At 75.5% G+C, this 22366-nt stretch carries 15 protein-coding genes; 12 read left to right on the forward strand and 3 right to left on the reverse strand.

The window, feature by feature from the left end; translation table 11 throughout:
• The first annotated feature begins 368 nt into the window (after window positions 1-368).
• A complete protein-coding gene (locus tag IHE55_RS06620; protein WP_197988180.1) occupies window positions 369-1685 on the forward strand; it encodes an NAD(P)/FAD-dependent oxidoreductase in 1317 nt (438 codons plus the stop codon).
• 124 nt (window positions 1686-1809) lie between these two features.
• Here IHE55_RS06620 and IHE55_RS06625 read toward each other — a convergent pair whose 3' ends face one another.
• Window positions 1810-3321 carry an NsdA family TPR-like regulatory protein gene (locus IHE55_RS06625; RefSeq protein ID WP_197988181.1) on the reverse strand — a complete coding sequence of 504 codons (1512 nt, stop codon included), beginning with the start codon at window positions 3319-3321 and terminating at the stop codon, window positions 1810-1812.
• An 826-nt stretch (window positions 3322-4147) separates the two neighbouring features.
• Between IHE55_RS06625 and lipB the strand changes: the two genes are divergently transcribed.
• The 4 genes from lipB (at window position 4148) to IHE55_RS06645 (ending at window position 7234) form a co-directional block, all read left to right on the forward strand.
• Window positions 4148-4990: a lipoyl(octanoyl) transferase LipB gene (gene lipB, locus IHE55_RS06630; protein ID WP_197988182.1), complete on the forward strand. Its 843-nt coding sequence runs from the start codon at window positions 4148-4150 to the stop codon at window positions 4988-4990.
• 175 nt (window positions 4991-5165) lie between these two features.
• Entirely contained in the window at window positions 5166-6116 is a 951-nt protein-coding gene (gene lipA / locus IHE55_RS06635; protein ID WP_197988183.1) for a lipoyl synthase, read from the forward strand.
• A gap of 223 nt (window positions 6117-6339) precedes the next feature.
• Window positions 6340-6540: an SCO2195 family GlnR-regulated protein gene (locus IHE55_RS06640; protein WP_197988184.1), complete on the forward strand. Its 201-nt coding sequence runs from the start codon at window positions 6340-6342 to the stop codon at window positions 6538-6540.
• A gap of 10 nt (window positions 6541-6550) precedes the next feature.
• Window positions 6551-7234, forward strand: a complete 684-nt coding sequence (locus tag IHE55_RS06645; RefSeq protein WP_197988185.1) for a DUF4191 domain-containing protein — start codon at window positions 6551-6553, stop codon at window positions 7232-7234.
• Between the two features lie 600 nt (window positions 7235-7834).
• Here IHE55_RS06645 and IHE55_RS06650 read toward each other — a convergent pair.
• Window positions 7835-8302, reverse strand: a complete 468-nt coding sequence (locus tag IHE55_RS06650) for an RDD family protein (RefSeq protein WP_197988186.1) — start codon at window positions 8300-8302, stop codon at window positions 7835-7837.
• A gap of 438 nt (window positions 8303-8740) precedes the next feature.
• Here IHE55_RS06650 and glnA point away from each other — a divergent pair, with 438 nt between their 5' ends.
• The gene (gene glnA / locus IHE55_RS06655) at window positions 8741-10150 is read left to right on the forward strand and encodes a type I glutamate--ammonia ligase (protein WP_197988187.1); all 1410 of its coding nucleotides are present in this window, start codon (window positions 8741-8743) and stop codon (window positions 10148-10150) included.
• Window positions 10151-10452: 302 nt separating this feature from the next.
• Window positions 10453-10938, forward strand: coding sequence for an NUDIX domain-containing protein (locus IHE55_RS06660; protein ID WP_197988188.1), 486 nt, complete (start codon window positions 10453-10455; stop codon window positions 10936-10938).
• Between the two features lie 46 nt (window positions 10939-10984).
• Here IHE55_RS06660 and IHE55_RS06665 read toward each other — a convergent pair whose 3' ends face one another.
• Window positions 10985-12310, reverse strand: a complete 1326-nt coding sequence (locus IHE55_RS06665) for an NAD(P)/FAD-dependent oxidoreductase (RefSeq protein WP_197988189.1) — start codon at window positions 12308-12310, stop codon at window positions 10985-10987.
• A 1262-nt stretch (window positions 12311-13572) separates the two neighbouring features.
• Between IHE55_RS06665 and IHE55_RS06670 the strand changes: the two genes are divergently transcribed.
• The 5 genes from IHE55_RS06670 to IHE55_RS30830 all read left to right on the forward strand — a co-directional run bounded on the left by IHE55_RS06670 (window position 13573) and on the right by IHE55_RS30830 (window position 22263).
• Window positions 13573-14388 (forward strand): thioesterase II family protein, encoded by an 816-nt coding sequence (locus IHE55_RS06670; RefSeq protein ID WP_197991825.1) that lies wholly within the window; start codon window positions 13573-13575, stop codon window positions 14386-14388.
• Window positions 14389-14404: 16 nt separating this feature from the next.
• Window positions 14405-14674 carry a DUF5988 family protein gene (locus IHE55_RS06675; RefSeq protein WP_197988190.1) on the forward strand — a complete coding sequence of 90 codons (270 nt, stop codon included), beginning with the start codon at window positions 14405-14407 and terminating at the stop codon, window positions 14672-14674.
• A gap of 222 nt (window positions 14675-14896) precedes the next feature.
• Entirely contained in the window at window positions 14897-15808 is a 912-nt protein-coding gene (gene scoE, locus IHE55_RS06680) for a (3R)-3-[(carboxymethyl)amino]fatty acid oxygenase/decarboxylase (RefSeq protein ID WP_372442636.1), read from the forward strand.
• Between the two features lie 9 nt (window positions 15809-15817).
• A complete protein-coding gene (locus IHE55_RS06685) occupies window positions 15818-16378 on the forward strand; it encodes an FcoT family thioesterase (RefSeq protein ID WP_197988191.1) in 561 nt (186 codons plus the stop codon).
• Between the two features lie 41 nt (window positions 16379-16419).
• Window positions 16420-22263, forward strand: coding sequence for a type I polyketide synthase (locus tag IHE55_RS30830; protein WP_232265475.1), 5844 nt, complete (start codon window positions 16420-16422; stop codon window positions 22261-22263).
• Window positions 22264-22366: the final 103 nt, after the last annotated feature.

Genomic DNA, 22366 nt, shown 5'->3' on the forward strand with positions numbered 1-22366 from the left:
GGCCCCGGGCCGACCGACCGGGGCGGCACGCACCCGACCTCCCCACCGGATCTCCCCGGCCCCAACGTGACTTCCCCGGTCCGCACGAGATCTCCGGACCGATCGCGGAAACCCCCGGACCGACCGCGCAACTCCCTGACCGGGCACGGAACTCCCCCGGCCGGCCGGGGCACATCCCGGTGGCACGGCCCCGTGTGCCACCGGGATGTGCCCCCGTCCGGCGTGCGACCGGTGTGCTCCCGTGCCCCGGTGAACGCGCCGACCGGGAGGGCCCGGTTCCCCTCCTACCGTCGTTCCGGGGACGTATCCGGGCGGCCTGTTGCGGGCATCAGGCCCCCGAGCGAACGCACCGACCTCCGGGAGGGCCCGTGCAGCAGCCTGCGCATCACACCGACGTCGTCATCGTGGGGGCCGGCCCGGCCGGTCTCGCCGCCGCTCACCAACTCACCAGCGCCGGGGTCTCGGTCACGGTGCTGGAAGCCGCCCCACGGGTGGGCGGACGGATGACCACCGACCTGATCGACGGATTCCGGCTGGACCGCAGCGGCCAGCTGCTGATCACCTCGTACCCGGAGCTGCGCCGCGGCCCGGGCCTGGAAGGGCTGGCGCTGCGGCCGTTCTCCCCCGGGGTGCTGGTCCACGGCGACGGCCGCACCCAGCGGATCGGCGGCCCACGGAACACGAGGGGCGCACTCACCAGGGCCCGCGCCTTCGCCAGTGCCGCGCGCGCCCCGCTCGGCGGGGCGCTCGACCAGGCCCGGCTGGGGGCCGCGCTGAGCCGGCTCGCCGCCCAGCCGTCCGCGCGGCTGCTCGCCCGGCCGGACCGCCCGGTCGGGGAGACGCTGGCCGCCCGCGGGCTCCCGTCCCGGACCATCGAAACCTTTCTGCGCCCGCTGCTGATCTCGCTGCTCCAGGATCCCGGGCTGACCACCTCCAGCCGCTGCGCCGACCTGGTGCTGCGCGGTTACGCGCGCGGCCGGCTCTGTCTGCCGGCCGGGGGCGCGGCCCGGCTGCCCGAACTCCTCGCCGCCACCCTGCCGCCGGGTACCGTGCGCACCGGCGTCCGTGCCGTCGCCGCCTCCACCACCTCGGTGACCACCGCCGAGCACGGCGAGTTCGGCTGCCGGTCGGTGTTGGTGGCCACCGGGGCCCGGGCCGCGGCGGAGCTGCTGCCGGGGTTGCGGCTGCCCGGCTTCCACCCGGTCACCGTGCTGCACCACACCGCCGACGCCCCGCCGCTGCGGGAGGCCGCGTTGGTCCTGGCCGCCGACGGCCGGGGCCCGGTCGCCCACACCACGGTCGCCAGCGAGGTCGACCCGTCACGCACCCCGCCCGGCCGCACGCTGATCACCTCGACGGTGCTGGGGGCCGCCGCCGGGCTGCCGGTCGCCGAACTGGACCGGGCCGCCCGCCACCAGCTCGCCCGGATCTACGCCACCTCCACCTCGGGCTGGCAGCTGCTGGCCGCGCACCACGACCCGTACGCGGTGCCGGCCATGCCCGCCCCGCACGATCTGCGCCGTCCGGTGCGATTACTCAGCGGCCTCTACGTCTGCGGTGACCACCGGGACACCAGCACCGTGCAGGGCGCCCTGCACTCCGGGCGCCGGGCCGCGCGCGCGGTGCTCCGCGACTTCGGCATGGCCCCGGTCGCCGAGGCCCCCGTGGTCTCCTCGGCGGCCTGACCGCCGGGCGGTCCGTACCGGCACCCGGCCGGGCGGCTCCGGTACCGTCCGGGCCGCCCGGCCGGTCGGCGGGGCCGGCCGGTCGGGCGGGTCAGTCGATGGCCGCGGGCCGGGCGCGGGGGCGTCAGCCGATGGCCGCGACCCGCTCCCGGTAGCCGCGCACCGCCGCCGCGTCCCGGTACGGTTCCAGCCGCCGCTCGAAGTCGCGTACGTACTCCACCGCACGGGCCGAACGCATCTCGGAGGCCGCCTGCGCCGCCTCGGCACCCAGCGCGCACGCCTGTTCCAGCTCGCCCAGGCCCAGCCGCGCGGTGGCCAGCACCACCCGGCAGAACAGCCGGCCGCGGGCCTGCCCCGGGGCGCGCAGCTGGAGGGAGCGCTCCGCGTGCTGGGCCGCCGCCCGGTACTGCTGGAGGTCCCGGTAGCAGTGGGCGAACTCGTCGGCCAGCTGGGCCTCGTCGTAGAAGCGGGCCCAGTACGGCACCTCGTCCCTGGGCCGGGCGGTCTCCAGCGCGCGCTCGGCCCGGGTCAGCGAGGCGGTGCAGGCCCGCAGGTCGCCGAGGACGGCGTGGCCGCGCGCCTCGGAGGCGTGCAGCAGCGACTGGACGACCGGCGGCGCGCCGCTGCCCACGCCCTGCTGGGCCACCCGGGCCAGCTGCACCGCCTCCCGCCCGTGCCCCAGGTACACCGCCTGCCGGCTCATGGTGACCAGCACGTACGACCCGTACGCCCGGTCGCCGGCCGCCTGCGCCAGCCGCAGGGCCTGGACGAAGTACCGCTGGGCCAGGCCGTGCGCGGCGATGTCGTACGAGGTCCAGCCGGCCAGCCGGGTGAGGTCGGCGACGGCCGCGAACAGCCGCCGGCCGATCGCCTCGCCGTAGCTGCCCCGCAGCATCGGCTCGCCCTCGTGCTCCAGGTAGCGGACCAGCGCCTGCCGGGCGTGCCCGCCGCCGTAGGCGTCGTCCAGGGTGCGGAAGAGTTCGCCGACCGAGCGGAGGGCCGCGATGTCCCCGGCCGTCACCCGGTACCCGGGCCCGCACTCGGTGACCGCCTGGCGCTGGCGGGGCACCCCCGGCCGGCCCTGCTGGGGCACCCGGCCGGCCGTCGGCTGGGGCACCGCGGCACCCCGCTGCCCGGCCGCTGCCCCGTCGCCCGGCGGGGCGGTGCGGGGGGCCGGCTCGCCCCGGGCCACCCGGTCGTCCGGGCGGCCGATCAGCCAGTCGCGGCTGGGCACCACCAGTCCGGCCGGAGTGAACGCGATCTTCCGCAGCTCCGCGTGGTTGCCGGAATCCTTCCGCCACAACGCGCTGACGATGTCCACCGCCTCCTCCGGGGTGGCGGCGAACTCCAGCCCGGCGTAGACCGGGGCACACGCGTCCAGGCCCAGGTCCTGGGCGGACAGCCGCCGCCCGAGTCTGCGGGTGAACACCTCGGCGATGAGCGCGGGCGTGGTGCCCCGCGGCTGCTGTCCGCGCAGCCAGCGGGTCACGGAGGTCTTGTCGTACCGCAGGTCCAGGCCGTGCTCCAGGCCGAGCTGGTCGACCCGCCGGGCGAGCCCGGCGTTGGAGAAGCCCGCCTCGGCGATGAGCGCGGCGAGCTGACGGTTGGCGGTGCGCTGTGGGGGTCGTTCCGTCATCAGCCTGCCGGTCTCCCTGATCGCTCTGTGGAACGGCGCGAATGTAGCGGTCCGCACGGCCTCCTTCGCCCCCTGCGACCCGCATTCATCCGATCGTGTGAGCAGGGGGTCGAGCCTGGACGGTGCGGCGACGGAGCCGCCGACCGGCCGCGGCGCGGGCGTCCCGGCCCCTCCCGGCCGGGCGGGAACGGCCGCGGGGAGGAGCCGGGACGCGTGGGACGGCAGGGCCCGGGAGAGGCCGCGGGGACGCCGGGGACGGCGGGGAGGCGAGAAGGCGAGGAGGCAGCAGGGACCGTGCGGGACGGCACCGGACGGCCGGCCCACGGGTCGCCCGGGTCACGGGGGCCCGCCGGACGCAGGGGCCCACGCGGGGCCACTGGGCGCGGGATCACCCGTGACGACGGACACAGCCGGATCGGGGAAGGACGTACGAGCGCCGCACGGGCCGTACCGGCCCGCCGGCGGCACCGGCCGCATCGCCCGCACCGGGCCCGCCGCCCGCCGCACCATCCGCACCGCCCGCACCGGACCCGCCGGCCGGACGTACCCCCATCCACCGCCCGCCACCGGCCCCACATGTCGCCGCGCACGTCCCCGGACCACCGTCCGGCCCCGGCACGTCCCCCGGACCGCCGCCCGACCGCCGCACCGTGTCCCGCGCCCCGCGTCCCGCGGCCCGTCGCCGGACCACCGGGCGGCTGCCACCGGCCCGTACCGCGGTCGTACAGTGGCTCTGGCGCGATCGATCGTCCCGGCCCCCACCGGGCCCCCGGGGCGGCGGCCCGCGTCGGACGCGGGACGTACGAGGTTCTCAAGAGGAGCTGACATGGGGAATCCCCAGCCGACCGAAGGGGCGGACGGGCTGCGCTTCGTCCACCTGGGCTTCGGGGCGGAGGCCGTCGAGTACACCGAGGCGTGGCAGGAGCAGCGCCGGGTGCACGCGGCCCGCTTCGCGGACGAGATCCCGGACACCTGCCTGCTGCTGGAGCACCCCCCGGTGTACACGGCCGGGCGGCGCACGGAGGACAGCGAGCGCCCGCTGGACGGCACCCCGGTGGTGGACGTCGACCGCGGCGGGAAGATCACCTGGCACGGCCCCGGCCAGCTCGTCGGCTACCCGATCCTCAAGCTGCCCCGTCCGGTCGACGTGATCGCGCACGTGCGGCGGCTGGAGGAGGCGCTGCTGCGCACCTGCGCCGACTTCGGCGTGGCCGCCACCCGGGTGGAGGGCCGCAGTGGGGTGTGGGTGCTGGGCGACCCGGAGGACCGGCGGCCGGCCGTCGGCGGTCTGGAGCTGGACTTCGACCCGCGCCTCCACGACGTGGGCCCCTCCTCGCCGAAGGCGGGCGAGGAGGGAGAGTTCGACCCCCGGCTGAACGGTCCGGAGTACGCGCCGTCCAACGCCGGCCAGCGCGGTGAGGACCGCAAGCTGGCGGCGATCGGGGTGCGGATCGCCAAGGGCGTGTCCATGCACGGCTTCTCCCTCAACTGCAACCCGGACAACACCTGGTTCGACCGGATCGTGCCGTGCGGCATCCGCGACGCCGGGGTGACCTCGCTCTCCGCCGAGCTGGGGCGCGAGGTGACGGTCGGGGAGGTCACCCCGGTGGTGGAGAAGCACCTCCGGGAGGTCCTGGAGTCGTCCGTGCCGCTGCCCCGGGCCGTCTGAGCGGGCGGCCCCGGCCCGGGCGGCCGGGAGGGGGGAGCGCGGCGCCGTCGCGCACCGGCGCGGTACGGCCGGGGGAATGCGCCCGCCGGGCCCGCGGTTGGCCAGGGCGTATAAGCGTATGAACCATGGGCGTACTCTGGTGTGCGCCGAGGAATCGAAGTCATAGGAGCCGGACGTGGCCGCTGTCGCACCCGACGGACGCAAGATGCTGCGCCTGGAGGTCCGGAACAGCCAGACCCCCATCGAGCGCAAGCCGGAGTGGATCAAGACCCGGGCGAAGATGGGCCCCGAGTACACCGAGCTGCACGGCCTGGTGAAGCGCGAGGGCCTGCACACGGTGTGCCAGGAGGCGGGCTGTCCGAACATCTACGAATGCTGGGAGGACCGCGAGGCGACCTTCCTCATCGGCGGCGACCAGTGCACCCGGCGCTGTGACTTCTGCCAGATCGACACCGGCAAGCCGCAGGCGCTGGACCGGGACGAGCCGCGCCGGGTCGCCGAGTCGGTCCGGCAGATGGAGCTGAAGTACGCCACCATCACCGGCGTCGCCCGCGACGACCTGGAGGACGGCGGCGCCTGGCTGTACGCCGAGACCGTCCGGCAGATCCACGCGCTGATGCCCGGCACCGGCGTGGAGCTGCTGATCCCCGACTTCAACGCGGTGCCCGAGCAGCTGGCGGAGGTCTTCTCCTCCCGCCCCGAGGTGCTGGCGCACAACGTGGAGACCGTCCCGCGGATTTTCAAGCGCATCCGTCCCGGCTTCCGCTACGAGCGGTCGCTGGAGGTCATCACCCGGGCCCGCGAGGCCGGCCTGGTGACCAAGTCCAACCTGATCCTGGGCATGGGCGAGGAGCGTGCGGAGATCAGCCAGGCGCTGCAGGACCTGTACGACGCGGGCTGCGAGCTGATCACCATCACCCAGTACCTGCGCCCGTCGGTGCGGCACCACCCCATCGAGCGCTGGGTCAAGCCGCAGGAGTTCGTGGAGCTGAAGGAGGAGGCCGAGGAGATCGGCTACGCGGGCGTGATGTCCGGTCCGCTGGTCCGCTCCTCCTACCGCGCCGGACGTCTGTACCAGCAGGCGATCGAGCAGCGGAACGCCGCCGCGGCGCTCAGCGCACAGTGACGACCCTCACGCCCCCGGTGGTGTGAAGACCAGCACACCCCCGAGGTCCGGCCCGGATACTTCCGCAGGTGGCGGGTGGTATCCGGGCCGGTGTGACGTTTCATCAGCGTTTGACCGGTCGGTCACGCAGTGGTAACACCTTTGGGTAACGATTGAGGAACACCGCGCGCCCGGTCCAACCCCGCGCGCACCCTTTCCCGCCGCCCACGAGGGGGACCCCGCCATGCAGGCCGCGCCCGTCCGACCACCGTCCGTGACCACCGCGCTGCGCGCGCTGGAAGGCCTGCTGCTCGGCGGCGGGCAGCGCACCGCCCGCCGCAACGCGTGGTCCGCCGTACTGGAGGACCGCCGCCGCGCCCAGGACCGGCAGGAGGCCCAGCACGTGCTGGAGGCCGTGTCCGCCCGGGCGGCGCGGGCCACGTAAACTTCTGTACATGGCGAGGCAGGCAACTTCTTCCGAGAACCCCGGGCGGCTCAAGCAGATCGCCCTGACCTACAAGATGACCAAGCGGGTCGACTCGAAGGTCGGCCTGGTCGTCGCGGCTGTGGGCATCGTCGTCTTCGGCGCCTTCCTCGCCTTCGGTTTCTGGATCGACCATCCGATCTACCTGGGCATCCTCGGTTTCGTCCTCGCCTTCCTGGCGATGGCGATCATCTTCGGCCGGCGCGCCGAGCGGGCCGCCTTCGGGCAGCTGGAGGGCCAGCCGGGTGCCGCCGCCGCGGTGCTGGACAACGTGGGCCGCGGCTGGACGGTCACCCCGGCGGTCGCCATGAACCGCAACCAGGACGTGGTCCACCGCGCGGTCGGCAAGGCCGGCATCGTGCTGGTCGCCGAGGGCAACCCGAACCGCCTCAGGAGCCTGCTGGCGGCGGAGAAGAAGCGCATGGCCCGGATCGTCGGCGATGTGCCGGTGCACGACATCATCGTCGGCACCGAAGAGGGCCAGGTGCCGATCAAGAAGCTGCGCACCACCCTGCTGAAGCTGCCGCGCGTGCTCCCCGGTGCCCAGGTCACCGTGGTCAACGACCGGCTGCGGGCGCTGGGCGACCTGATGAAGAACATGCCGATCCCGAAGGGACCGCTGCCGAAGGGCATGCGCATGCCGAAGGGGCGCTGACCCCGCGCCTGCCCGGCGGACGGACATGACGGAGGGCGGCCGAACGGAATCGTTCGGCCGCCCTCCGTCATGTCCGGGGAGGCCGTGGGAACAGGATGCGCGGCGCCGGTGCCCGGGTGCCCACCGCGACCTGGGTTTGCCGGAGGGGCGGACCGGGGGCGACCAGGACCGGGGGCCGCCCGGAGGCGCAGCGCCACCGGCCCGGGGGGCCGCCCGGAGGCGCTGCGGGCCGGCCCGGGGGCTGTGTGGGCCCGTCCTCCGGACCCGGGGGCAGGGCCCGAGGTCCGGCCGACGAGGGGCCGCGGGCGGCCGGAGCCCGGCACGGCTCCCCGGGCCCCGGCCGGGCGCGCGAGGGTGTACCTCCGGCATGCCCGCGGCGACACTCACGCGTGATGTCCGTCCGTACGCGCATGCGTCAGAGCCAACACGACGGGCCCGAACCGGACGCGGGCCGGTCGCCACCGGTCGCCGGCCGGCCAACGGCGGATGCCGGCCGGCCAATGGCGGATGCCGGACGGTCAACGGCGGATGTCGGCCGGTCAACGGCGGTCGCCGGACGGACGGCGCGGACCCGGGCGGGCCGGCTCCGGCCAGGTGGGGTCAGAGACGGACCTGGACCGCCCCGGACAGCCGGTCGTGCAGCCCCCGGCCGTCACGGTCCCAGATCACCGCCGGGATGATCAGCACCAGGAGCACCGAGCGGAGCATCACCCGCGGCAGCGAGAGCCGCTCGCCCCGGGCCCCGATGACCCGCAGCCGGAACACCATCTTGCCCGGGGTGGACCCGAGGGTGCCCAGGGTCAGCACGCTGAGCACGAAGAAGACGCCCACCGCCCAGTTGCCGGCCCGCTGCGCGTCGCCGCCGGAGAACAGCCCGTACGCGATGAGCATGCACAGCGCCCAGTCGATGAACAGCGCACCGATGCGCCGTCCGGACGGTGCGATCGCCCCCGGACCCTCCTCGGGCAGTCCCAGCTGCTGGCCGCGGTAGCCGAAGTCGACGCCCATCTCCTCGGCCGCTGCCCGCGGCCCGGAGAGCCAGGATCCGATTGCTTGCCTGTTGTCCACCCGACCACGGTACTGCGGCGGCCGGTACTCCCCAGCCGCCGGGGGCCGCGCGACCGGCCCCGACCGCCGCACCGCCCCGGACCCGGCAGTCCGCGCCGCCTGGGCCCCGGCATCCGCCCCGCCCCCGACGGACCTCCGCACACCCCGCTGCCGGTGCCTCCCCCCGCACCACCGCCGCCCGACCCCGCCGCGGGCCACCCCGCAGCGCGGGGTCCCGCCCGGACAGGGCCTCCCCGCGGTACGGCGCGGGCCCTGACGTGAACACCACGCACCCCACCGGTCCCCTACGTCTCCCCCGCAACCCGGTTAACCTGGGTGAAACAGATGGGTCATGCCCGGGAAATCCCGGTTACCTAGGGTCGGGGCCAGCGCGCCACCGCACACGGACCGCGCCACCGAAGCAACCCCGTCCCCCGCGGCCGGGCTAGGAGGAGTTGGATGTTCCAGAACGCCGACGATGCTCGGAAGTTCATCTCGGACGAGGATGTCAAGTTCGTTGACGTCCGCTTCTGCGACCTTCCCGGCGTCATGCAGCACTTCACGATCCCCGCGGAGGCGTTCGACCCGAACGAGGAGCTGGCGTTCGACGGCTCGTCCATCCGTGGCTTCCAGGCCATCCACGAGTCCGACATGGCGCTGCGCGCGGACCTGACCACGGCGCGTGTGGACCCGTTCCGCCGGGACAAGACGCTCAACATCAACTTCTTCATCCACGACCCGATCACCGGCGAGCAGTACAGCCGTGACCCGCGGAACATCGCCAAGAAGGCCGAGGCCTACCTCGCCTCGACCGGCATCGCGGACACCGCGTACTTCGGTCCGGAGGCCGAGTTCTACGTCTTCGACAGCGTGCGGTTCGAGACCAAGGCGAACGAGGCGTTCTACCACATCGACTCCGAGGCGGGCGCCTGGAACACCGGCGCGCTGGAGGACAACCGCGGCTACAAGGTCCGCTACAAGGGCGGCTACTTCCCGGTGCCGCCGGTGGACCACTTCGCCGACCTGCGCGCCGAGATCTCCCTGGAGCTGGACAAGGCCGGCCTCCAGGTCGAGCGCCTGCACCACGAGGTGGGCACCGCCGGCCAGGCGGAGATCAACTACAAGTTCAACACGCTGCTCGCCGCCGCCGACGACCTGATGCTCTTCAAGTACATCGTGAAGAACGTCGCCTGGCGCAACGGCAAGACCGCGACCTTCATGCCGAAGCCGATCTTCGGTGACAACGGTTCGGGCATGCACGTCCACCAGTCCCTGTGGTCCGGTGGCCAGCCGCTGTTCTACGACGAGCAGGGGTACGCGGGCCTGTCGGACATCGCCCGGTACTACATCGGCGGCATCCTCAAGCACGCGCCGTCGCTGCTGGCCTTCACCAACCCGACGGTGAACTCCTACCACCGCCTGGTGCCCGGCTTCGAGGCCCCGGTGAACCTGGTCTACTCGCAGCGCAACCGCTCCGCCGCGATGCGCATCCCGATCACGGGCTCCAACCCCAAGGCCAAGCGCGTCGAGTTCCGCGCCCCGGACCCCTCCTCCAACCCGTACCTGGCCTTCTCCGCCCTCCTCCTGGCGGGCCTGGACGGCGTCAAGAACAAGATCGAGCCGGCCGAGCCGATCGACAAGGACCTCTACGAGCTGGCCCCCGAGGAGCACGCGGGCGTCGCCCAGGTCCCGACCAACCTCTCCGCGGTGCTCGACGCGCTGGAGGAGGACAACGAGTACCTGCAGGCCGGCGGGGTCTTCACCTCCGACCTGATCGAGACCTGGATCGAGTACAAGCGCACCAACGAGATCGCCCCGATCCAGCTCCGCCCGCACCCGCACGAGTTCGAGCTGTACTTCGACCTCTGATGAGCGAGGCCGGGTAACCTGGGCAAAAAGCCCTAAAACAGGCCGTGACCTGCGGAGAGGCATCCCCGCGGTCCCGGCCGGTAGCCCGGCCTGAGGAACGTCGGCGAGGGCCGTTACCCCCGAAGCGGGGTAGCGGCCCTCGCTCTTTCCGCCGGCCAGGTGGGACGGCTTCGCCGGGGACGTGGTTGTCCGTACCGGGGTCGCGGGAAGACTCCTGACGGCGCTGTCCTCGACCGGGCACCGCTGAGCGGGACCGTGACCACCGCGGGCGACGGCCGGGCCGCTGCCGGAGGGAGACGGATATGACGGACAGGTGGCTTCCGCCGGAGGAGTACATCGAGACCATCGCCCGGGCCACGTCCTACGCCTGCCTCTACTTCACCGATACCGCCGGCCGTCCGTTCCAGCTGCGCTCCCGCGACGAGGCGGAGGTCTGGCAGTGGCCGGGCGGCAACCTGGAGCACGGCGAGACGCCGTGGGAGGGTGCCCGGCGCGAGTGCCTGGAGGAGACCGGCATCGACTTCCGGGGGCCGCGGCGTCTGCTCGGCGTCCACTTCCTCCCGCGGCGGACGCGCTGGCCGGTCAACCACATCGGTTTCATCTTCGACGGCGGTGAACTCACCGACGTCCAGCTGGCCCGGGTGCGGCTCACCGACGAGCACACCGAGTGGCGGGTGGCCACGGTCGAGGGATGGCGGGGGCAGATGCGGCCGGACGGCTTCGCACGCCTCGACGCCATCAGCACCGCGCGGGCGACGGGTGCCGTCGCCTACCTGGAAGGGGCCTGAGCCCCCGGGAACGCATCCCCGCGTTCCCGGGGAGGGCCGGACGGAGCTACCCCCGGGGCCGGCCGCCGCGGAGGGCGCTGGCCAGCAGGCGGGGGCGGAAGAGGTGGGCGGGGGAACGGTCCATGCCGACCACCCGCATCAGGGCGCCCGCGGCCTCCTGGTCCGTCTCGGCGGCGCGTGCCATCCGGCGCATGTACGCGGACCCCAGCACGACCCCGGGCTGGCGCAGCCGCGAGGTGCCGGCCAGCGGGGCGTCGCCCATGACGGCGAACTGCCAGGCCGGCGCGGTGATCCGGGCCGCCGCCCGGAAGTAGCGGCGCCACAGCCCGTGGGTCCCGCCGCGCAGTTGCCGGCCCAGCTCCCGGGCCTGGGCGGCGGCGATGGTCATCCCCGAGCCGTACACCGGGTTGACGCTGCACAGGGCGTCGCCGGTGACCAGGAAGCCCTCCGGGAAGCGGTCCAGGCGGTCGTAGCGGCGGCGGATCCCGGCCGGGTACTGCATCACCTGGATGTCGCTGACGGCGGTGCCCCGGGCCAGCGCCTTGAGCACGTACTCCGGCGCCAGTTCCGCGATCCCGGCGGCGAACTCGTCCGGATCGGCGGTCGGGCGGTGATCGCCGTAGCCGTAGAGGGAGAGCGACCACCGGTGGTTCTCCCGGGACACGAAGGCGATCCCCCGTGGATGGGCCGGCTGCGGGCTGACGCTGACCAGCCGGTCGTTGCCGAGGACGTCCGGCGGCAGTTCGTACAGGCGGGTGGCGTAGCTGATGCCGACCGGCACGCGCTGCTCGGCCGGCTCCGGGTAGCCGAGCGTCCGCAGCCACGCCCGTGCCCGGCCGGAGCGCCCCGTCGCGTCCACCACGAGGTCCGCGGCGAGGTCCTCCCGCTCCCCCGACCCGCTGCGGCCGACGGTCACCCCGGTCACCCGGTAGCCGCCGGTGGTGAGCAGGCCCACCGCCTCCCAGCCGCGCCGCACCGTGACGTTCGGCAGCGCCCGCACCCGCTCGGCGACGCGGTGCTCCAGCAGCGGGCGGCTGAGGAGCACCGTCTCCCTGCCGATCTCGGTCTGCCGGAGTTCATGGCCGTAGATGTACACCCGGTGCTGGGTGAGGACGTTCGCCCGTACCGCGCCGTGCTCGGCACACTCGGCGATGATGCCGGGGAAGAGCGAGTCGAATAAGTCGGACGCCTTGAGCAGCAGCCCGTGCGGGTGGTGTCCCTGCGGGATGCCGCGCCGCGGACCGTCGTCGGTGGGCGTCGCGTCGCGCTCCACCACCGTCACCCGCCGGAAGTGCTGCGCGAGCACCCGGGCGGTGAACAGCCCGCTCATCCCGGCTCCGAGCACCACCGCGTGGTCCGGTGAAGTCGCCATGGTCGGTTTCCCCTTCTGTGATCGGTTCCGCTGCGTACACGGGATGCGCCGAGCCTCGGAGTCGTCATCGTCGCCAGGAGGAGGGAGAAGGTTCGGAGGAGGGAGAGGACGAGGGGTGGAGGTGGAGGGAAGGGCCGGGTGGCGGGGAGGGGTCAGCCGCGCGTGGCGGTGCCGGCGGGTCCGCCCGGTCGCGGCCCCCGGCGGTCTCCGGTGCGGGGCACGGCGGTCGCCGGCCGCCGGACGGCCCGGCGCGCCCCGCCGGGCGGCGCCGGTCGTGCCGGGCGCGCACGGTGTGCCGCCGCTCCGCCCGCCGGGACGTGGCGCGCCGGCCCGTCCCGCCGTACCGGGTACGACGGCGGACGCGGGCAGGTCGAGGTCCCGGATCCACCCCCCTTGATCCCCATGGGCAGATGATCTCCCATGGGTGGTCACCGAACAACCACGCCTCCCTCGTACGGTCATGCGGGACCAGGGGCGTGCGGAACCGGGGGCGTGCGGAACCGGGGGCGTGGGGCGGCCCGGCGACCGGCGGAGAGCGCGGGCCGTCCCGGCGGGCCGGCCGCCCCACGGGCACCCCACGGGCGGTCCGCCGGGCGGAAGCGGCCGGGGACGGGTGACCGGAAGCGGACCCGCGATGGCTGGCGGCGGACCCCACGGCGTCGGTGGCGGACCGCGGGGTGCCCGGCCCGCGGACCGCGGGTGTGGCGGCGGCAGGCCCGGCGGTCCGCACCGGCCCGGCGGATCGCCGGAGGGCGGCACCGCACCGCCGGGGGCCGGTCTCCGGCCGGCGGGCCCGGGACCCGGGTGCCGGGCCGGGCGTCCGTACCCCCGCCCGGCCCGCGGTGTGCAGGCCCCGCGGCCCTACCACGGCGGGGCGCGGCCCGGCACCGTCCGTCGGTCCCGGGCGCGGCGAGCCCAGCGGTGGTCAGGGGGGATTCCGGTGTGCCGCGAGGGAGGTTCCACCGGCGCTCAGGTGTAAATATCAACGCGTCATCCGATGGTGTGCAGGGCCGCATGCCGGGGGGCCGGGAGGGGCACGCTGTCGCCCGAACGGTAGGCGTTCCGGCGGGAATCCGACCGGAAGCCCGGAACGGCTCCGGCCGGCCCGGGCCCGTTCCGCCGGCGCCTGCGCCGCGCCGCCCGGGCCCGCCGGGTGCGCGGCGCGCGGTGCGGAGCGGGACGGCCGGGGGCAGCGGCGCGGAAGCGCCGGACGTAAGAACCGGCCGGCCGGCCGGGCACCCACACGGAAAGCGGGGGTGGCGATGGCCACGCGGGACGACGAGGCACTGTGGATCCGCGGCTTCCGCCCGCCCGGTGGGGCCGCGGTGCGGCTGGTCTGCTTTCCGCACGCGGGTGGCTCGGCCAGCTTCTACGGCCCGATGGCCCGGTCCTTCCCGCCCCAGGCCGAGGTGCTCGCCGTGCAGTACCCCGGGCGCCAGGACCGCAGGTCCGAACCGGTGGTCCGGGACATCCGCGAACTGGCCCGGCGGATCGCGCCGGTCCTGGAACCGGCCGTCGCCGCTGGGCCGGTGGCCTTCTTCGGGCACAGCATGGGCGCCGTGGTGGCCTTCGAGACCGTGCGGGAACTCCAGCGGCGTACCGGCCGGGCGCCGGTGGCGCTGTTCGCCTCCGGCAGGCGCGGGCCGTCCACCGTACGGCGGGAGTCCTTGCACCGGGACGGCGACGAGGCCATCCTCGCCGAGCTGCGGGCGCTCAACGGCACCGATTCGGTGATCCTCCAGGACGATGACCTGCTCCGGATGGTGCTGCCCGCCCTGCGCGGTGACTACCAGGCCATCGAGACCTACCGCTGCGCCCCCGACGCCACGGTGGACTGCCCGGTCCTCGCCCTGATCGGCGACCGGGACCCGCGGGTGACCGCGGAGGAGGCGCGGGTGTGGCAGCGGCACACCACCGGGCGCTTCGACCTCCAGTTCTTCGACGGCGGTCACTTCTACCTGGTGCCCCGGGCAACCGAGGTGATGGACCGCGTCGCCGCCGGACTCCAGGAGTACGCGGCGGTACCGGTAGATCCGACCCCCCGGGCCGCCGGACGGACGGCGGCTCCCGGATGCTGACGAAAGGCGTACCCCCATGGACACCTGCCAGAACGACCCCGCACAGACCTCCGGCACCGACCCGGCCACGGCCGCGGCACCGGGGAACGTGATCCTCCGCGGCGGCCCGGTGAACGAACCGGCGGACGCCGAGAGCGTCGTGACCGTGCCGGACACCGAACAGGTGCTGAAGCTCTGCAAGGGCAGCCACTACGACCACTACCTGCCCACCGCGGACTGGGAGGTGCGGTCCGGCCACCGGCTGCGGGTGTTCCGCTGGAGCCACCGCACCCGCGTGGCCGAATGACCGCTTCGTACCGCCGGCACCCCGGACCCCGGCACTGCCCCCGACACGGCGGCCGGCACGCGGCCGGACGCGCCGGTCCCCGGCCGGACCCCGGCACCCGGCGCGCGGCGGGACACCGCGGCACACCTACCGGGGCCCGGCGCCCCGGCGCCCGGCGCGGGGGTCCGCGGCGTCCGGCACCGGGCCCGGCTCCACAGCATCCGTCACGACGTAGGGGACACCATGAGCACCATCCCGCGCACCGGCTCCGGCATGGGTCTGACGATCGAGGGGTTCGACGTCCTGGGCGCCCCGGCGGACCGGCTCCGGGAGCTCAAGGAGCAGGTCTACCGGCACAAGATCGTGGTGCTGCGCGACCAGCGGCTGACGCCGGCCGGGTTCGTCGCCCTCGGCCGGCGGCTCGGCGAGGTGGAGACGTACTACCAGCCGATGTACCACCACCCCGAGCACCCGGAGATCTTCGTCTCCTCCCACCGGGGGGCCCGCCGGGAGGGGGACGGCGCGCAGCTCGGCGTGCCGCGGACGGGGACGTTCTGGCACCACGACTACGCGTTCATGCCGCGCCCGTTCGGTCTGACGCTGGTCTGGCCCCAGGTGGTCCCGGAGCGGGACCGCGGCACCTACTTCATCGACATGGGCGCGGCGTACCGGAAGCTCCCCGACGCGCTGAAGGCGGAGATCGCCGGCACGTTCGGCCTGAACAGCGTGCGGCGGTACTTCAAGATCCGGCCCAGCGACGTCTACCGGCCGGTCTGCGAGGTCCTGGCGGAGATCGAGGAGGTGACCCCGGCGTGCGCCCATCCCACGGTCTTCGCCCACCCGGTCACCGGTGAGCGGGTCCTCTACGTCAGCGAGGCCGTCACCTGCGGTCTCCAGGACGCCGGCGGCAACCCGCTGCGCGACGGGCTGCTCCGCGAACTCCTCGACGCCTGCGGCCAGTCGGACGGGACCTTCACCCACGAGAACATCCACCTGCAGACCTTCGACCGGGGCGACCTGCTGATCTGGGACAACCGCAGTCTGGTGCACCGCGCCCGGCACACGGCCACCCCCGAGCCGGCGGTGTCCTTCCGGGTCACCGTGCACGACGAGTACGAGTTCTACCCCGGCATCGGCCGGCCGGCCGGGCGCTGAGGGGGCCCGGTGACCGTCGGAACGCCCGCCCCGGGGACCGTCACGTTCGGCGACGACCCGGACCTGCTCGCCCGGGTGCTGCGGGTCTACCGGCCCGAGTGCCGCTACCTGCGCTCCGCCGCGGTCACGGTCGCCGGACAGCCGCGGGACGGCGGGACGGCCGGGGTGTGCGGGGAGTTCCACATCCCCCGGTCCTGGTACATCGACGACACCGGGCACTTCAACGCGGTGGAGTTCAACCTCTGCTACAACCAGATGATCTATTTCCTCCTCGCGAAGTCGGTGCGGGAGAAGGCCGTCCGGCCGTTCGACACCTGGTCCATGGACGATTTCTGGGCCCGGCAGCTGCCCGACATGTTCATCGTGGACTTCCGCAGCACCTTCCGCCGCCGGATGCGCGGCCGCCGGTTCTGGGGGCAGCTGGACCTGGTCGGCGTCACCGAGCGGGACGGCGGCAACGGCCCGCTGGTCCTCCTCAGGACGCTCTGCCGCTTCGGCGAGGAGGAGACGCCCGCCTGCCGCGGTGAGGTGCGCATCGCCGTCCGGAAGGGTCCGCCGTCCCCGCGCTGACCCGTTCCGGAGCCCCCCGTCCGCACCAGCGAGCAGGAGTCATGTCAGGTATCGAGCCCCGGCCGCGGGACGCCGCGGCGGACGGCGACCGGCCCGCACCCCACGGCCCCGCGGCCGAACCGGTCGCCGTCGTCGGCATCGGCCTGCGGCTGCCCGGCGGCAACGACACCCCGGACGGGTTCGCCGGGTTCCTGCGCGCCGGGCGGTCCGCCCTGGGACCGCCGCCCGCGGGCCGGTGGGCGGCCGGGGACCGGCCCGGCGCCGCCGCCGTCCGCTGCGCCCGGGGCGGGTTCCTGGACCACCACGACCGGTTCGACGCGCGGTTCTTCAACATCTCGCCGAAGGAGGCCGACTATGTGGACCCCCAGCAGCGCCTCGCCCTGGAGGTGGGCTGGGAGGCGCTGGAGGACGCCGGGATCGACCCCGGCACCCTGCGCCACGGCCGGGGCGGCGTCTACATGGCCGCCAGCAACGCCGACTACGCCGCGGAGATGGCCGCCTGCCCCGACGAGGAACTGAACAGCTACATGCCCACCGGGGGCGCGCTGAGCGCGGTCTCCGGCCGGCTGTCGTACTTCCTCGGCTGGCGCGGTCCGTCCGTCACGGTGGACACCGCCTGTTCCGGGTCGCTGGTGGCCGTGCACCTGGCGGTACAGGCACTGCGCGCCGGGGAGACCGACATCGCGCTGGCCGGCGGGGTCAACGCCCTCATCGGCCGCCGCCCGTACCTGCTGGCCGAGCGGTCGCACATGCTCGCCCCGGACGGGCGGTGCAAGACCTTCGACGAGACGGCGGACGGCTACTGCCGCGCCGAGGGCGGCGCGGTGCTGGTGCTCAAGCGGCTGTCCGACGCGCAGCGGGCCGGCGACCGGGTCCACGCGCTGGTCCGCGGCTCGGCCGTGGGCTCCGACGGGGCGAGCGGCTCGCTCATGGTGCCCAGCGGCGCGGCGCAGGAGGAGCTGATGCGCGCCGCGCTGGCGTCCGCCGGGCTGCGTCCGCACGACATCTCGTACGTCGAGGCGCACGGCACCGGGACGCCGCTGGGCGACCCGATCGAGGTGGGGGCGATCAGTGCCGTGTTCGGCGGGTCGCACAGCCCCGCCCGCCCGGTGACCATCGGTTCGCTGAAGACCGGCATCGGCCATCTGGAGCCGGCGGCGGGCGTCGCCGGCGTGGTCAGAACGGTGCTCCAGCTGCGCGAGGCGACGATCTTCCCGCATCTGCACTTCACCACGCCCTCCAGCCGCATCCCGTGGGAGACCGCGCCGGTCACCGTGCCGGTGCAAGCGCGGCCGTGGCCCGGCGGGACCCGGCGGGCGCTGGTCAACTCCTTCGGGCTGACCGGCACCATCGCCTCGGTGGTCCTGGAACAGGCGCCCGCACCGGCCGCGGCCCCGGCCTCCGGGGCCGTTCCGGACCGCGCCGCTGCTCCCGACCGGGGCCCTGCTCCCGACCGGGGCCCTGTTCCCGACCGGGGCCCCGGGACCGTACCGGCCGGACCGTCCGGGGCCGTACCGGGCCGGACGCCCGGGGCGGGCCGGACACCCGGGAGCGGTCGGGCGTCCGCGCCGTCCCCGCCCGGCGCGGGGGCCGTACCGGCCGCGGCCCCCGGGACCGTGCCGGACCCGGCCTGCGGGACCGGTCCGGCCCCCGCGGCGGACGGCGGCCATGTGTTCACGCTGTCGGCGAAGACCGGGCCCGCGCTCCAGGGGCTGATCCGGCGCTACCAGCGGCTGCTGCGGGACCGTCCCGGCATCCCCCTCGGGCAGCTGTGCCACGCCACCAACGTGGCCCGCGCGCACTTCGGACTGCGGCTGGCCGGGGTGGTCCACGACCACGCCGAACTGGCCGGGCTGCTGGAGCGGGGGCTGTCCCGGCCCCCGCGGCCGGTCCCCTCCGGCGACGCGGCGAAGGTGGCGTTCCTCTTCCCCGGCGGCGGCGGCCAGTACGCCGCGATGGGCGCGCCGCTGTACCACCGGTACCCGGTGTTCCGGGAGGAACTGGACGCCTGCGACCGGCTCTTCGCCCCGCACCTGGGCCGGTCGGTCCGGGAGCTGGTCCTGGGCGGGGCGGGGGACGCCGGGCTCCTCCACCGGATCTCGCACCTGCAGCCGGCGCTGTTCGCGCTGGAGTACGCGGTCGCCCGGCTCTGGCTGTCCTGGGGGGTGCGCCCGGCGGTCGTGGCCGGGCACAGCCTCGGGGAAATCGTCGCGGCGACCGTGGCCGGGCTGTTCACGCTGGAGGACGCGGTCACCCTGGTGGCCGCCCGGGCCCGGCTGATGGACGCCGCGCCGCCCGGTGCGATGACGGCCGTGGAGGCGTCGCCCGATGAGGTCGCCCCGCTGCTGGAGGACTTCCCGGACCTGTCGGTGGCGGCCGTCAACGGCGACCGGCGGCTGGTGCTCTCCGGCGGCCGGTCGTCGCTGGCCGAGGCGGCGCGGGCGCTCACCGCGCGGCGGCTGCGGAACCGTCGGCTGGCGGTGTCCTGCGCCTCCCACTCGCCGCTGATGGCCGGGGCCGCCGAGGAACTGCGGGAGGTGGTCGCCGCGCTCACCTTCCACGAGCCGGAGTTCCCCGTGGTCTCCAACCTGACCGGGCGGGTGGCGGAGCCGGCCGAGCTGTCCACCCCGGAGTACTGGGCCCGCCACCTGCGCGGCCCGGTACTCTTCGCGGACGGGATGCGGGCCGTCGCCGCCCGCGGCCGGCACGCCTTCCTGGAGGTCGGCCCGGCCGCCGAACTCATCGGCCTGGGCAAGCGGTGCCTGGACGACGCGGCCGGCCACCGGTGGCTGCACACCCTGCACCCGGACGATCCCGGCGCCGGCGCCGTCCGGCGCTCCCTGGCCCAGCTCTACGCCGACGGCGTCCCGGTGGACTGGCACGCCCACCACCGGGGCCGCCCCCGCCCCCACGTCACCCTGCCCACCTACGCCTTCGACCGCCGGCGCCACTGGCTGCCGTCCGGGGCGGCGGCCACCCCGCCCGGCCCCGCCACGGCCGGAGCCGTCGCGGACGGCCATCCGCTGCTCGGCCGGGAGGTCACCACCGACCGGCAACGGGCCTGCGGCACACGGGAGTTCGCCGCCCGGATCGCCCCCGACCGGCCGGCGTACCTCGCCGACCACACGGTGCGGGGACGGGTGGTCCTCCCGGGCGCCGGTTACCTGGAGCTGCTGCTGGCGCTCCAGGACGCGGTGTACGGCGAGACCGCGCTGCCGGTCACCGGCATCCGCTTCCACGAGCCGCTGTTCCTCCCCGAGGGCACCGGGGCGGAGGTACGGACGCGGTTACGGACCCGGCCCGGTGGCGGTGGCGACGTCACCGTGGTCAGCCTGGCGGGCGGCGGGGAGCCGGGCCTGCCACCGGTCGAGCGGCGCCACCTCACCGGCACCCTCGGCGCCCCCGGGGCGGACGCGCCCTCCCCCGCCGAGGCGGAGCTGCGGGCGCTGGCGGGCCGGGCGGGCGACCCGCGCGGCCACCACCCGGCGGCCGACCTCTACGCCGGCTTCGCCGGGCTGGGCGTGGACTACGGCCCCGCCTTCCGGCGGCTGCGGGAGGCGAGGACCCACGACGGCCCGCTGGTGGTCGGCGACCTCGACGGGTGGGACCCGTCGATGACCGGGCACCTGCCGGTGACCATCCTCGACGCCGCGTTGCAGACCGTCGCCGTGCTCGGCGGTGCGGACGCCCCCCTGGCCATGCCGGTCTCGGTCGGACGCTGCCGGCTGCTGCGCAAGCCGCGCGGCGGCACCCTGCGCAGCGTGCTGCGCCCGGCCGCGCCCGCCGGCGACCCGGCGGAGGGCGGGAACGACGGTGCCGGTGCCGGGGCGGTGCCGGCCGATCCGCCGGCCGTCGACCTGCTGCTGCTCGACGGGGACCGCACCGTCTTCGTGCTGGAGGGGCTGCGGCTGCGGCGGGCGGGCGGCGGCGCACCGGACCGCGAACGGATGTACTCGCAGGTGCGCTGGGTGAAACGGTCGCTGCCGGCGGCGGGCACCGTGCGGCCGTGCCGGGCGCTGCTGATCGGCGCCGAGGAGCCCGGGGTGGCCGCGCTCGCCGGCCCGGCCCGGGACCGTGGCGTCCCGGTGCGGACCGCCGCGACGCCGCGGGAGGTGGCCGCCCGGCTGCGTGAGCGGCCCACCGACGTGTGCTGGTTCTGGCGGCCCGGGCGGTCGGCCGGGGAGACCCTGCGGGCGGAGTGCGAGGACAACTTCCGCGGCCTGCTGGCACTCCGGGACGCCCTGGAGGCGGTGGCGTTCGGGCACGACCAGCGGCTGTGGCTGATCACCGCGGGCGGCCAGTGGCTGCCCGGCGACCGGCCCGGCGACGGCGCCCCGGGCGGGGCGGTGGACGGCGACGGGCCCGGCCTGCGGCCGCCGGCCGCCGCCACGCTGTGGGGGTTCGGCCGGGTGATGTGGACCGAGTGCCCCCGCTACCGGGTGACCCTGGTCGATCTGCCGCCCGACGGGACCGCGGCGGCCTATCCGGTGCTGCTCGACGAGTGGGCGGCGGAGTCCCCCGACCACCAGGTGGCGTACCGGTCGGGACTGCGCCATGTGCGCCGGGTGTTCCCCGGCCGGGGCGGCCCGCGCACCGATGGGGCGCCGGCGGCGCGGGGGCACGGCCGGCCCGGCGGGGTGGCGGTGGCGCCGCTGCCGAAGGAGCCGCCGGAGCCGCGCGGCGGCCGGGTGCGGGTCCGGGTACGGGCGGCCGTGGCCGGCCCGGCGGACTCCCGGCACGTGGCCGGCCCGGCGGACGCGGTCGGGCCGGCGGACGCGATCGGCCCGGCTGACCTGGCACGCCCGGCGGACCCGGTCGGCCCCACCGCCCCGGAGTGCGTGGCCGGTCCGGCGGACGTGGCCGATCCGGCCGACCCGGTCGGCCCGGCGGCCGTCCGGCCGGACCGCACCTATCTGATCACCGGGGGGTTCGGGTCGCTGGGCCTGCTCAGCGCCGAGCGGCTGGCCGCGCACGGCGCCCGGCACCTGGTGCTGATGAGCCGTCGGGTGCCCGGGCCGGTGCTCGCCGCCCTCCGCGAGCGGCTGGGCCCGCACGTCGAGGTGGTCCCGTACGCGGGTGACGTCGGCCGGGAGGAGGACGTCCGCCGGCTCGACGGCGCGCTGCGCGCCCGGCCGCAGCCGCTGGGCGGCATCCTGCACGCCGCCGGGGTGCTGGCCGACGCGCCGGTGGCCGCGCAGACCTGGGAGAGCCTGGACGCGGTCTTCCGGGCCAAGGTGTACGGCAGCTGGCTGCTGCACCGGGCCTCGCTGCACCACCCGGAGCTGGAGTTCTTCGTCGGCTACTCCTCGATGGCCTCGGTGCTCGGCTCGCGCGGGCAGGCCAACTACGGGGCCGGCAACGCCTTCCTGGACACCCTGCTGTGTCACCGGTACGCGGCCGGGCTGCCGGGGATGAGCGTCAACTGGGGCGCGTGGGGCGGGATCGGCATGGCCGCGAGCATGGCGGAGCGGCACATCGCCGACGTCGAGCACCAGGGGCTGGGCTTCTTCGAACCGGCCGCCGGGATGCGGGCCCTGCTCCGGCTGCTGTCCGAACCGGTGCCGCAGGTGGGGATCGCCGAGGTGGACTGGGACCGGGTGGCGGCCACCCGGCCGCTGCCCGACGCGCTGTACGCACCGGTGGCGCGCGGCGCGGGCCGGTCCGCCGCCGCGGTGGACCTGGCGGCGCTGCTGCGGCGGCCCCGCGCGGACCGGCGGGAGGCGGTGTCGCTGGTGGTGCGCGGTGTGATCGCCGAGCTGCTGCACTTCGACGGTCCGGAGGACGTACCGCCGGACGCCCGGTTCTTCGAGGTGGGGCTGGACTCGCTGGCGGCGGTGGACAGCGGGAACGCGGAACAGGGCACTGCGGCAGGGAACGGACGATGACCGGCGGGAGCGGCACGGTGAGCGGTGACAGGGGCAGGGCGGACGGCAGGGGCCCGGTGGACGACAGGGGCAGCGTGGGTGACAGGGGCCGGGCCGGCGAGGA

The organism is Streptomyces pactum (assembly GCF_016031615.1).
GTDB lineage: Bacteria > Actinomycetota > Actinomycetes > Streptomycetales > Streptomycetaceae > Streptomyces > Streptomyces pactus.

Bases quoted from the DNA above. Each gene is read 5' to 3' on its own strand.
- IHE55_RS06625 (WP_197988181.1), bottom strand. From the start codon at position 3,321: ATGACGGAACGACCCCCACAGCGCACCGCCAACCGTCAGCTCGCCGCG.
- lipB (WP_197988182.1), top strand. From the start codon at position 4,148: ATGGGGAATCCCCAGCCGACCGAAGGGGCGGACGGGCTGCGCTTCGTC.
- IHE55_RS06640 (WP_197988184.1), top strand. From the start codon at position 6,340: ATGCAGGCCGCGCCCGTCCGACCACCGTCCGTGACCACCGCGCTGCGC.
- IHE55_RS06645 (WP_197988185.1), top strand. From the start codon at position 6,551: ATGGCGAGGCAGGCAACTTCTTCCGAGAACCCCGGGCGGCTCAAGCAG.
- glnA (WP_197988187.1), top strand. From the start codon at position 8,741: ATGTTCCAGAACGCCGACGATGCTCGGAAGTTCATCTCGGACGAGGAT.
- IHE55_RS06660 (WP_197988188.1), top strand. From the start codon at position 10,453: ATGACGGACAGGTGGCTTCCGCCGGAGGAGTACATCGAGACCATCGCC.
- IHE55_RS06665 (WP_197988189.1), bottom strand. From the start codon at position 12,310: ATGGCGACTTCACCGGACCACGCGGTGGTGCTCGGAGCCGGGATGAGC.
- IHE55_RS06670 (WP_197991825.1), top strand. From the start codon at position 13,573: ATGGCCACGCGGGACGACGAGGCACTGTGGATCCGCGGCTTCCGCCCG.
- IHE55_RS06675 (WP_197988190.1), top strand. From the start codon at position 14,405: ATGGACACCTGCCAGAACGACCCCGCACAGACCTCCGGCACCGACCCG.
- scoE (WP_372442636.1), top strand. From the start codon at position 14,897: ATGAGCACCATCCCGCGCACCGGCTCCGGCATGGGTCTGACGATCGAG.
- IHE55_RS30830 (WP_232265475.1), top strand. From the start codon at position 16,420: ATGTCAGGTATCGAGCCCCGGCCGCGGGACGCCGCGGCGGACGGCGAC.